The sequence below is a fragment of the Joostella sp. CR20 genome, from assembly GCF_038433465.1.
GTDB lineage: Bacteria > Bacteroidota > Bacteroidia > Flavobacteriales > Flavobacteriaceae > Galbibacter.
On record NZ_JAESVF010000002.1, the window covers coordinates 228343 to 240401 of the forward strand.

The following is a 12059-nucleotide window of genomic DNA, read 5'->3' on the forward strand; positions in this document are numbered from 1 at the left end:
ATTAAAACCCTTAAAACGATGAATATTATTTAATATGTCTGAAAATGAAATGCTTGTAAAGAAAACGATTGCGCCAAAGTTTCATTTGTACTTTTGGGGCATCTATTTTTTTATAAACTTTGTGCGTTGGGGAAGTTATTTTAACGATTATGCATATTCGTTTGCTTCAAATTTGGTCGAGTTTCCGCTACATATTATCATCGTTTATTTCAATATCTATTACCTTTTTCCAAAATTCATCTTCAAAAAAAAATATGTACTTTATGTCATCTCACTGCTACTTTTATTGGCGGTACATTACATTATCCGAAGTGCATTAAACTATTGGTTGGTAACCGAAAATATTTGGCCTGAAGCTCAAGGTATTCACGAACCATATGGTTTTAACCATATTCTTGCGGTGGCAATTGGAGAGTTGTATGTAATAGGAATTACAGCCGCAATTAAGTTTACGGTAGATTATATAGATGAAAGAAATCAAAACCAACAATTAAGAGAGTTGCAATACAAAACCGAGCTTAAATATTTAAAAGCACAAATGCAGCCTCATTTTTTCTTTAATACTTTAAATAATTTATACGCACTAACGCTTAAAAAATCGGAAAAAGCACCCGATGTTGTGTTGAGGCTGTCAGATATTATGACATATATTATATATGATGCGAGTAAGAAAAAGCAGTCGTTGGTACAAGAAATTAATTATATCGATAATTACATCGAACTCGAAAAATTGAGGTTTGAAAAAACAATTTCTTCAACAATAACTATCGAAGGCGATATTGATGGTATCCAAGTACCGTCGTTATTATTTCTGCCTTTTATCGAAAATGTTTTTAAGCACGGAGTACAAACAGACGAGCGTTTAAAACTCACTATAACCTTTAAAAATGAAGGTGATAATTTACTGTTTAGTGTGGTTAATAATTTTGATGCAAATCAACAGAAACGTTACGATAAAGGAGGAATAGGTCTTAAAAACATGAAAAGAAGATTAGAAATTTTATATAAAGATAAATTTAATTTGAAGACTGAAACAAATAATGATATGTTTGTAGTTATTCTAAAAATCCCCATTGTATGACAATAAAATGCTTGATAATAGACGATGAACCTTTGGCTATTGACATTATAAAGTCATACCTCACCGAATTTAAAAACATTGAAATTGTTGGTGTTTATAACAATCCAATTGAGGCACTGCAAGTATTAGGTTCTGAAGATATTGACGCCATTTTTCTAGACATAAACATGCCAAAAATGAATGGTTTAGAGTTTCTAAGAAACCTTCATAAACACCCACTTGTTATCATTACAACGGCTTACAGAGAGTATGCAATAGAGAGTTACGAACTCGAAGTGCTGGATTATTTGGTAAAACCTATACCTTTTAATCGTTTTCTAAAATCAATAAACAAACTTACCGCACGGTTATTAGCGTTAAATGGAATTAAACAAACTGCCGATTTTGATCAAGATCCGCATATTTTTCTGAAAGTAGACAAAAAACTAATCAAGATTTTTCTGCACGATATTTTATTTATTGAAAGCTTAAAAGATTATATAAAACTCCATAGTCGCGAAGGAACTTATATTTCACATAAATCACTGTCGAGTATAAGTGACGAATTGCCTTCGGAAAACTTTGTGCGTGTCCATAAGTCGTATACCATTGCGATAGATAAGGTAAAATCGATTGAAGGAAATTTAATCGAAATTGAAAATAAAAAAATTCCGATAGGAAGAAACTACGCCAAATATACCAAAGAGAAAATCTTAAAAGACAAAGGGAATTTCTTAAACGATTAATCAATTAAACTAAAGTGTATTAACTAATTTAAATTATGACAACTACCTCAAACAAAACAAACTCGCTCGTACCCATAATGATTATAGCTGGGCTATTTTTCATTTTCGGATTTGTTACTTGGATTAACGGAGCCTTAATTCCGTTTATGAAAACTATTAACGAATTAACCGACGCACAGTCGTATTTGGTCGCTTCGGCATCATATATTTCGTTTGTAGTAATGGCATTGCCTTCCTCATACATTATCGGGAAAGTAGGTTACAAAAAAGGAATGTCGTTAGGACTAGCAATTATGGCAATAGGTGCCTTGGTTTTTATTCCAGCGGCAGAAGCAAGAACGTATTGGGTGTTTTTAACAGCAATTTTTATCCAAGGGATGGGAATGACCATTTTACAAACAGCTTCCAATCCGTATATAACCATTTTAGGGCCTATGGAAAGTGCTGCAAAACGTATTGCCATTATGGGAATTGCAAATAAAGTAGCAGGGGCTTTAGGTTCTTTAATTTTTGGAGCGATTTTACTTTCTGGAATCGATGAAATTCAGGAGCAATTAGCACAAGTTTCAGCAGACGAAAAGAATGTTTTATTAAATGAAATGGCCGATAGCGTTGTAATGCCGTACATTATTATGGCTATTGTATTGGTGATTTTAGCAGTGCTAATTACAAAAGCACCATTACCAAATGTTGAAGCTGAAGCAACAGAAGAAACCGAATCGAAAGACGGAGTGGTGACTAAAAAAACAAGTATTTTTCAGTTCCCTCACATGTGGCTTGGGGTTATCGCATTATTTGTTTACGTTGGTGTTGAGGTGATTGCTGGAGATACAATTATTTCTTACGGACTTTCATTGGGAATTCCTGGGGAAGAAGCAAAATCTTACACGTTAATGACACTTATGGCAATGGTTGGAACCTATGCTTTAGGAGTGATTTTAATTCCTAAATTTATCAGTCAAACAACAGCTTTAAAAGCAAGTGCTGCACTTGGGATATTGTTCGGATTCGGAATTATTTCAACTACAGGCTTTACATCGGTACTTTTTGTGGCAGCATTAGGAATTGCAAACGCCTTGGTTTGGCCTGCAATTTGGCCGTTGGCACTTAATAGTTTAGGGAAGTTTACAAAAACTGCCAGCGCATTATTGGTAATGGCAATTTCTGGAGGGGCAATTATTCCTCCAATTTACGGTTCGATTGTAGATGCTAAAAAAGCAGAACTAATGGCAGATGGAGTAGAGCAAGCTGTTGCAACTAGTCAAGCGGCAACATCTGGGTATTGGATTTTATTTCCGTGCTATGCCATCATTTTATATTATGCATTTTTCGGACATAAAGTTGGGTTGAAAAAATAAATACTGAATAAGAATAAGCTGTCTGAAGAGTTTAATTTTTGTCAAACTGAGATTTTGCAATATCCAGAATGACAATTTTTAAGAACTTTTCAGGCAGTTTTTTATTTAACCAATAGAAATCTGAAACATATCTAACAATTGTAAAGCGCCTTCTGTGGTAAACTTTGCATTTTTAAGATTGTTTCTTGTAGGGTTTATACTGAAGTTTTTTGCGGTTCTAAAGTTGGCTTCCTGTAAATTGGTATTTTCAAAAATAGCAGCTTTCAAACTACACATTTCAAAAGATAATTTTTGAGCTTTACATTCGGTAAAATCGGTTTGTTCTAAACTGCAATCGTAAAATGTTACTTGCGATAATTTTAACTGATAAAAGGAAGCAAAATTTAAAATTGATTTTTTAAATGAAATACTTAGTAAAAATGAGTTGCATTTGTCAAACTGTACTCCAAGTAGTTTACACGAATCGAACTCCACATTTTTGAACGATGCGTCACCGACGGTAGCCATACTTAAATCACAATCAACAAAAGTACATTCAATAAAATTTACAGCGGTTAAGTCAGTTTCTTTAAAGTTACATTTTATGAATGTGCAATTGTCGTATTCTCCTTTCTGAAATTTTTCTTCAGTAAAATTAATTCCTGTAAATTCTTTATCGTCAAAAAAGGTATCGTTCATGTTTGTACTAATATGAAAAAAAAAGAAACTGTCTTAAAAGCATTTTAATCCGTCATTCTGAATTTAATTCAGAATCCCATCAAATATATTTTATTGTTGATGAGAAACTGAGTCAAGCTCAGTTTGACAAAAATTAAACTCTTAAGACAGCCTCTTTTAAATTTTAAATTACTCTATAATCCCTCCACAACTAACGCGAGCACCAGCATCACCACTAGGTTGAGAAGTAAAATCGTCGGTTCCTTGGTGTACAATTACACCTTTCCCTAGAATATCTTTTTTATCATCGCCACAACCAATACACCATTCATTGGTTTTAAAAGTAATGGTTCCGTTTCCGTTTTCATCGGCAGTAAAATTCCCGATATCTCCTTTATGGTACCCATCTGGATCTCCCCATTTTCCATGTTTTGAAAAAGTTGGATTCCAATGTCCGCCAGACGAAGTGCCATCAGCAGCAGAACAATCTCCTTTTTCGTGTAAATGTATAGCGTGTGTTCCTGGGTTTAGTCCGTCAAAAACAGCAGTCATACTTACAACTCCTTCTTTTTCAGTAAAAACAACATTTCCGCTAACTGTAGAGTTACTTTTTGCCTCCATAGAAACTTTTACCTTTTTTTCTGGAGCTGTTACTTTCGGAGTTTCTTCCGTTGTTGTGGTCGATTTATTATTTTCTTTTTTACAACTTACAGCCGTTAGTACGCATGCGATAGCTATTAAGTTACATATGTTTTTTTGAACTTTCATAGGCTATTATTTTCCAATGGTTATGTTCAGACTAACATCTGTCCATGTTTTGTCTTCATGTAGAATTTTACAAGCCTCGTGAATAGAATCAAAGGCTTTATTTGCTGAAAAATCAGCGATCATATCAATTCCTCCCGATAGTAAAATTTCATTTTCTGTAGCAGTATATTCAAACGGAATATCTTTTTCAACACCATTCATTTTAATGGCGATGGTAGCTTTTCCGTCATTAAAACTTTTAAAAGTCCCTGTAATTGTTGGTTCTGCCAATAATTTAAAATAAAACTCTTTTAGTTTGATGTCTCTTGTAGGATCTCCAGTGTTTACACTTTCCGTAGCAACAGAAAACTTCGCACCTGTAAGTGTTTCAGTAATATTACCTGTAGCAGTGTTTGTAAGGTCAATTTTATCAAAAGTACCTTTAACACCTACCTTTTTAGGAGTTTTAAACGCTGTAAACTCTAAAGCATGGCGTAATGAAGTTTCAACTTTCTCTTCTTTTTTTACTTCAGTTGTAATTTCTTCTTGTGTAGTTTTTTCTTCTTTTTTCTTACAACTAACTGTAAATATTAATGTTAAAGCTACGAATGTGAAAGCTATCTTTTTCATGTGAATTTATTTTTTAAGTTAAATCTAAATTAAGAAGATATCAGTCAACTCCAAAATATTCGGCTGTAATTAACGAAGTTTTCACGTATCAAAATTGTTGAATGGTTCTACGTAAGTGTTTTATTTGTTTCTTTTTCTTCTGACTTTCTGATGAATACACTTACAGAATGTTTGGTTTCTGATAAGAGCACTTGTTTTTTTAACATTTTTTAAGAAATAATTCGGTAAACTGTTTTAAAATGTCGATTAACTGATTATTTTTGCGACATAAGTCTAAACAATTACTAACCAATTAACTCAAAAGCATGAAAAAAAATTACTTTCTATGCTTCTGTTTACTTACTGTGTTTTTTGCTTCTGCACAACAAAAACCGGGTAAATGGGAAAACATCAATGCTATTAAAGCAGAGCTCCATGAGCAACAAGTGGAGCGGGCGCAAAGCCTAGAAATCTTAAAGCGTTATGCACTGCCGTACGCTACACGAAGTACAAAACTTAAAAATGGTAAAGCTGTACAAATTGTTGAAGCCGATACTTTAAATGATGGAACTTCAATTTATTTTAAAGGGGTAGAACCAAATGGTGCGCCTACGTATTACCGTACTTATAACTTTGGAGGCGCCAAAACAATTGGTGTTGATAAAGTAAAGTCGGGGGGTGAAAAAGTAGCTTATACCGGAAAAAACATGCTCATTGGAGAATGGGATGGAGGTACACAAACCCTGCACTACGATATTAAAGATAGATTAATTCCAAATGATCCTGAAGCAGGATATTCGCAACACGCTACACACGTTGCAGGTACAATTATCGGAGATGGTAAAATAAGTAAAACGCTTGGTTTTATCGAAAATGTAGAAGGTATGGCTCCAGATGCTAAACTAACTACGTATTATTGGGATAATGATGCCTTGGAAATGATTGAAGAAGTTGAAAAAAACAATTTATTGGTTTCTAATCATTCCTACGGATATATCGCTGGTGTTGCTGATGTTGGTTTAGGAAAACCTTACTTTTTAGGGTACGATGAGGACAATGAAGATTATCACTTCGGATATTATAGTGAAACTGATGCACTTCGTGATGCAATTGTGTATAATTACCCAGATTATTTACCAGTTTGGGCAGCAGGAAACGAAGGTACACAAGCAGGTTTACCAGCTGGAACCGAGCACTATGTTTGGAACGGAACAGAACTTGTAATTTCTACAAAAGAAAGAGTTTCTCCATGTGGCGATGGTTACGATTGTATTCCTTACGGAAACATAGGTAAAAACATTTTAACCGTTGGAGCCATTGCAAAAAATAGCTATGGAGCAGCTGCCGACACTTACAAAGTAACTGCTTTTAGTTCGAAAGGACCTACCGATGATGGTCGGATTAAACCAGATGTGGTAGCGCCTGGAGAATCGATTATGTCGACTCAACATTTAGATGATTACAAAGCTTTAAACGGAACTTCCATGGCAACGCCAATGGTAACAGGAAGTATAGCACTTATTCAAGAAAGTGCAAAAAAAGAGCTTAGAAAAACTCTAAAAGCGTCTACTATTAAAGCGCTTATTATCAATACTGCAAACGAAGCTGGAAATATTGGTCCAGATTACCATTTTGGTTGGGGAGTTGTAGATACATACAAGGCTGTAAAAGCTGTTGAAACTAATAGAAAGCAAACTCTTATTGAAGAAACAACTTTAAATAATGGTGGTACAAAAACTTTTTATGTACAAGCTTCTGGAAACGAGCCTTTAAAGTTAACAATGGCTTGGACAGATGTTCCTGGAGCTTATGCAGAGGTACCAAAACTTAACGATCGTACCAAAATGTTGGTAAACGATTTGGATATCAAAATTTACGACGAAGAAAACAATGAGTATTTACCATGGGTTTTAGATTTTGAAAAACCAAATTTACCTGCTACAAAAGGGAATAATGATATCGATAACGTAGAGCAAATAGTTATAGATACTCCAAAAAAGAACGGACGTTACAAGGTTGTAGTTTCGCATAAAGGCGAACTTTACTACGGAGGTCAAAACTTTAGTTTGGTGTATAGCGGACTAAAAGGAAAAGAAAAAACAGATGTAGGGATTAAAAGTGTTGAGCGAAAAAACAACAACCGTTCGTTTAACAATCCTGGGGTGTTTTTAAATCTTGAAGGAAGTGAAGCACTAGAAAAAGTTGCTGTAACGTATAAGTTGATAAATCAAAACGGAGCCGTTGTATTTCAGAATACAAAACGAATTGATTTTATTCCTTCAGAAAAAGAAGAGTTCTTTTTGAAATTTGCAAAGAAAGACGGAAGTCCTGTGCTTGCTTCGGAAGAGTACAAACTTGAGGTAGAAATTTCACATTCAGAAGATAAAGAAGAGCGCAACAACGAGTATGTTGGTCGTTATTTGTATTATGTTGAAAGTGTGCTTACGCCAGAAGATATTTACACACAAAGTTTTGATGGCTTAAATACGCAATATTTTAACCAAGGAGCAAAATTATCAAGTCAATTAAGCTTTGGTTGGAATGGAGTTGGAGATGCATTCTACACGCGTACTTCGAGAGGAGCAGGTAGTTTTAAAGGATTGGCTATTTATTTAGCATCTTTAGAAAGTGGTATTCAAACAGTTCCTTTTGTTTTAAAAGAAGCCGAAACCTACACGTTAAATTACTGGTTGCAATCGGGTACAAAAGATGTTTTGTTACCAGAATCATTTACAGTAGTTGTGAGAAATGCTGTTAATGACAAAGACAAAGAAACAATTACACTACAGGCAACCGAAACCACAGACGGGAAATGGACATTGTATCAAGCGAGTTATACACATACCGATATTCCTTTTGTAAAGTTCGAACTTCAAAATGCATTAGACAATATCGTAGTGGTAGACGATTTTACCATCGCGTTTAAAGACTCTGAAGCTCTAATTGTTGAGGTGGAATATTATTATCATAACGATTTGGTTGGCGAGTATGTTATTGAAGAAGAAGTAACAACTTCTACCTTTAATACTTACGTGCCTTTAGTTTACAATGCTAATTATGTGGAGGTAGCTCCAGAAGAATTAGATGCTTTCTCTTATGAATGGAAGGTTACTGGTATGGGATATGAATTTGTAAAAGAGACCGACAAAAATACCCAAAGACCTAAAATTAGAGTAACTGAAGATAGAGGAGAAGTAGGGATTAATGTTACCGTAAATGGTAAATACAGTTCTGGAATCAAAGCAAATATTTTGGTAAAACCTCCAAGAGTGGAATATATTTTTAATCATATGTTAGACTATATCGGAGGGAGATGGCTTCTATATGGATCGCATAGTAGTGTTGAGCGAACTGAAATCCAGAAGATTACTGGGTTTAAAAATAATTACTTCGGAGTTTCTGCAAATACGATGATTAGTTATCCGCAGCAAACTAGACCTCGCGCCGACGATGGGTTAATGTATAAAACAGATTTCTATACAGAGAATGATGCTTCGGTTGATATTATTGCTGAAAACACCTATGCAGAGCGTAGAATTTATAAAGAACCAGGAGTGTATCATTACATGGCAAATACCATAGATGTAGCTACACAAGGAAAAGCATTTAACCAAACGGATACTTTAGTAATTCATACAATTAAAGATCAATTCCAACCAATTAATAGTTTGGTATTTGCAGACCAGAAGAAAGAAGATAAAAAATCTAATTCATATACTCTACAGTGGAACAACCCAGAGTTGTATTATATGGAGACGATGACTTTTGATGCAAATACAGAAAATTTAATTGAAATCGCTCAATTTGAAGGGCAATCAAAACTTAATTGGCGCGTGCATAATGTAACACCTATTTTGGCTGTTAATGGAACTTATTCAATGGTTTCTGAATCTATCGATGAAGAAACAATGGTTCACGAAGACATCGATAATTGGTTTTACCTTAAAAATGCCAACAAAGCCAAGTTTAAATATTTCTCTTTTATGGCGTCGATGGGAGTAGATTATCCAGAAGATGAATACGAAGTATATTTATTGGATAAAAATTTAGCTTCAAATCCAGATGCGCCAACAATTAACGACTTTTTGAGTAATGGGGTTTTAGTGGCAACAGAAGCGTTGAGTGAACTTGACGAAGAAATTCCGCATGTAAATTATACGGTTGAAAAAGTTGTTGATTTGGAAGCAGTTCAACTAAAAAATAAAGAAGTATATATCGCTTTCAGACATAATACAAGAGCTTCTAAAAAAGGGTCTTTCTTATCGATAGATTTATTACGTTTTCATAATGTATTAGATAGTGAAATAGGTATTAGTCTTGTAGATTTAAATGTTTATGCAAGTTTTGATATTGCAGGAAAAGCTGATTTAGGTTGGTATGGTTTAAATCCACATGTGTATCCAATTAAAGGTTATGAAATAGCGCAGTATAATACAGATGGAGAGCGTAAAGTTCTTCAGTTTATCGAAGATGCTAATATTGATAGTCTGGTAATCGATAAAGCCGATTTAGATGAAGACGCTTCAGAATTAGGGGTAACCTTACAATACGATTTGTCTAACAAAAATCTAGAAGCAAAATACAATCAGCATTTAGATACACCAGAATTTGAAGAGCTAACGGTAGCAATTCCTTCGGAAGAAGAACCAGAAGTTTTAAATCCATTTGACAAAGAAAATTCAGTATTTATCTATCCAGTTCCAATTAACTACGGAAAATTTAAAGCCAAAGTTGATGGGCCATTTGTTGGAGATGTTACCTATTCAGTATATTCAGTTTATGGTGCCGAGGTAGCTTCTGGAACTTTCAGAAAATCATCTGAAGGGGCGCATGTAGAAAGCATAAATGTATCGCAAATTAAATATGGAATTTATATCGTGAAGTTTAAAGTTGGCAAAGAAATCTTCATTCGTAAATTCATTAAGCTTAATAAATAACCATAACCTAAAGCCAAAACTTAAAATGCCCGATGTATGTCGGGCATTTTTTATTAGTTAAAATAAATATGAATATCCGTAATGTGTCATACCAAGATTAAAATGTCAGGTCGAGCGTAGTCGAGACCTTATCTAAAGCTGTTAAGCCAAATATTCTCTCGAATGCGCCTGTCTGCCGACAAAGGCAGGCTCGTGGTGACAGTGTTGTATTATGTCAGATTGCGGACAATCATATAAATAATTATTTAGCAGTTTTATTTTTTAGTGCTTGCCGTATAAAATCGGTTTTAAAAATAGCGGTCATCGAAACCCTGTCGAAAGCTATATCGCTAAAGGTGTTTTTTAAGTATCCAACTTGCAAAAGTAAATCGTTGTTTACTTTGTATCGAACCCCACCAAACAATCTATTTTGATTGAATAAATCGGGCTCAAAATTTATCATAATTTCGTCGGCCACCACCAAATGCCATCGCTCGGCAATAGGGTAGCTTATTTGTAAATTATATCGAAATCTGTTTAACATTTCGGTGCTTCCCAAGGTGTTTACCCAACGTTGTTCAAATCTGTAACGGTGTATAAAATCAAACTTTCCAAGGGTATTTCTCAAAATAAATTGCTCGTAAATTCTGTTTTCTGATGATTTTACTTGGTCATCATCTTTGCTGTATGAAGAGGTGTCAATATATCCATACCCAAACGAAACCATTGCTTTTGGAGAAAAATGATAATTAACAGCAGTTCGCAACAACATTTGATTAAAATTATGAGCAAATTCATAATATCGAAACTGTGCTTCTGTATGTAAGCTAATTTTGTTGGTAATTAAATTTGTTCCATTAATGGCAAACCAACTTCCCAACTTGTCTCTTCCGCGGTCTTGAGCGTTTATTTGAGTAGAAAAACTAAGTAAAAAGGCTAAAATTAAAACGTATTGATTACTTGAAACTTTGCTGAAAAACGTCATTTTAAAATGGATTCGTTTAAGTGATAGCGGTAAATTTACTAAATATTGTACGTGTAAACCACTTTACAGTTTATGTTTTTTAAAGAAGCAATTCTAATAGATAAAATGAACTTTATTAGTTTCGGTAAACACATCTAACGTTTTTGTTTCAGAAACATACTCTCCATCTACTTGAAACGGAATGTTTTGTGTGGTTGTGATTGTTGCTTTTTCTGTTGAAATAATCTCTGCAAATTCTTTTTCTAACGGAATTTTATTCAGTACCGTTTCTATAACATGACTCAATTGTAATGATTTAAAAATGATGATTTCAAACTTGCCGTCATTCAATTTCCCATCAGGATTTATAACAGCACCGCTACCATATTTTCTTGCATTTGCAATCCCAATCATCATGGCATTTCCTTCTTTAATTGTTCCGTTGGCAATAATTTTAAAATGAAAAGAATTTTTAAAATCAATCAATGTTGGAATGGTTTGTAGTGCATACCCAAGTTTTCCGCGAATAGAACCATTGCTGTAATTCTTAACCAAAGCCGCATTCAACCCCATGTCGCTAATGTGTATCGAAATTTCATTGTTAATATTTATCACATCAATGGGATGCGATTTTTTCTGTAATGAAATTTCAATAGCTTGTTCTAAACTGTTTGGAATATCTAAATCAACCGCCATTCCGTTTGCACTTCCAACAGGTAAAATTCCGAGTGGAATAGTATTACCTAAAACGGCTTCAACACAAAGTTTTACAGTTCCGTCTCCGCCAGCAATCAATATTTTTTTAAGCTTTTTTTCTGAAATAATTTTCCGAATAGCTCGAATGTCGTCTTTTCCTGTTGTTTGGTAAACAATGAGATTTCGGTCGGCTTTTTCAACCGAAGCTTCTACTTTTTTAATTACAGTTTTTTTATCAATATCTCCAGAAATAGGATTGACTACCAGTAAAATTTGTTGCTTTTCATTCATTTAGTAAAACATTTC

At 34.1% G+C, this 12059-nt stretch carries 9 protein-coding genes; 4 read left to right on the forward strand and 5 right to left on the reverse strand.

Annotation, left to right across the window (positions count from 1 at the left end; translation table 11 throughout):
* Positions 1 to 34: 34 nt before the first annotated feature.
* From JMA43_RS05155 to JMA43_RS05165, 3 genes are read left to right on the forward strand one after another with little or no spacing between them, the layout of a single operon-like run.
* Positions 35 to 1081, forward strand: a complete 1047-nt coding sequence (locus tag JMA43_RS05155) for a sensor histidine kinase (RefSeq protein WP_342155311.1) — start codon at positions 35 to 37, stop codon at positions 1079 to 1081.
* Entirely contained in the window at positions 1078 to 1806 is a 729-nt protein-coding gene (locus tag JMA43_RS05160; RefSeq protein WP_342155312.1) for a LytR/AlgR family response regulator transcription factor, read from the forward strand. Before JMA43_RS05155 ends, JMA43_RS05160 begins: the two co-directional genes overlap by 4 nt.
* Positions 1807 to 1841: 35 nt before the next feature.
* Positions 1842 to 3164 carry a sugar MFS transporter gene (locus JMA43_RS05165; RefSeq protein WP_342155313.1) on the forward strand — a complete coding sequence of 441 codons (1323 nt, stop codon included), beginning with the start codon at positions 1842 to 1844 and terminating at the stop codon, positions 3162 to 3164.
* A gap of 105 nt (positions 3165 to 3269) precedes the next feature.
* Here JMA43_RS05165 and JMA43_RS05170 read toward each other — a convergent pair whose 3' ends face one another.
* The 3 genes from JMA43_RS05170 to JMA43_RS05180 all read right to left on the reverse strand — a co-directional run bounded on the left by JMA43_RS05170 (position 3270) and on the right by JMA43_RS05180 (position 5198).
* Entirely contained in the window at positions 3270 to 3842 is a 573-nt protein-coding gene (locus tag JMA43_RS05170; RefSeq protein ID WP_342155314.1) for a pentapeptide repeat-containing protein, read from the reverse strand.
* 168 nt (positions 3843 to 4010) lie between these two features.
* Positions 4011 to 4589: a superoxide dismutase family protein gene (locus tag JMA43_RS05175; protein ID WP_342155315.1), complete on the reverse strand. Its 579-nt coding sequence runs from the start codon at positions 4587 to 4589 to the stop codon at positions 4011 to 4013.
* Between the two features lie 6 nt (positions 4590 to 4595).
* The gene (locus tag JMA43_RS05180) at positions 4596 to 5198 is read right to left on the reverse strand and encodes a YceI family protein (protein ID WP_342155316.1); all 603 of its coding nucleotides are present in this window, start codon (positions 5196 to 5198) and stop codon (positions 4596 to 4598) included.
* 305 nt (positions 5199 to 5503) lie between these two features.
* Here JMA43_RS05180 and JMA43_RS05185 point away from each other — a divergent pair, with 305 nt between their 5' ends.
* Positions 5504 to 10114, forward strand: a complete 4611-nt coding sequence (locus JMA43_RS05185) for a S8 family serine peptidase (protein WP_342155317.1) — start codon at positions 5504 to 5506, stop codon at positions 10112 to 10114.
* Positions 10115 to 10355: 241 nt separating this feature from the next.
* Here JMA43_RS05185 and JMA43_RS05190 read toward each other — a convergent pair whose 3' ends face one another.
* Together JMA43_RS05190 and JMA43_RS05195 are read right to left on the reverse strand one after the other, a co-directional pair.
* A complete protein-coding gene (locus JMA43_RS05190; protein WP_342155318.1) occupies positions 10356 to 11078 on the reverse strand; it encodes a DUF2490 domain-containing protein in 723 nt (240 codons plus the stop codon).
* 93 nt (positions 11079 to 11171) lie between these two features.
* Positions 11172 to 12044, reverse strand: coding sequence for a diacylglycerol/lipid kinase family protein (locus tag JMA43_RS05195; RefSeq protein ID WP_342155319.1), 873 nt, complete (start codon positions 12042 to 12044; stop codon positions 11172 to 11174).
* Positions 12045 to 12059: the final 15 nt, after the last annotated feature.

Coding starts and splice junctions, on each gene's coding strand:
- JMA43_RS05155 (WP_342155311.1), top strand. CDS start 35: ATGTCTGAAAATGAAATGCTTGTAAAGAAAACGATTGCGCCAAAGTTT.
- JMA43_RS05160 (WP_342155312.1), top strand. CDS start 1,078: ATGACAATAAAATGCTTGATAATAGACGATGAACCTTTGGCTATTGAC.
- JMA43_RS05165 (WP_342155313.1), top strand. CDS start 1,842: ATGACAACTACCTCAAACAAAACAAACTCGCTCGTACCCATAATGATT.
- JMA43_RS05170 (WP_342155314.1), bottom strand. CDS start 3,842: ATGAACGATACCTTTTTTGACGATAAAGAATTTACAGGAATTAATTTT.
- JMA43_RS05175 (WP_342155315.1), bottom strand. CDS start 4,589: ATGAAAGTTCAAAAAAACATATGTAACTTAATAGCTATCGCATGCGTA.
- JMA43_RS05180 (WP_342155316.1), bottom strand. CDS start 5,198: ATGAAAAAGATAGCTTTCACATTCGTAGCTTTAACATTAATATTTACA.
- JMA43_RS05185 (WP_342155317.1), top strand. CDS start 5,504: ATGAAAAAAAATTACTTTCTATGCTTCTGTTTACTTACTGTGTTTTTT.
- JMA43_RS05190 (WP_342155318.1), bottom strand. CDS start 11,078: ATGACGTTTTTCAGCAAAGTTTCAAGTAATCAATACGTTTTAATTTTA.
- JMA43_RS05195 (WP_342155319.1), bottom strand. CDS start 12,044: ATGAATGAAAAGCAACAAATTTTACTGGTAGTCAATCCTATTTCTGGA.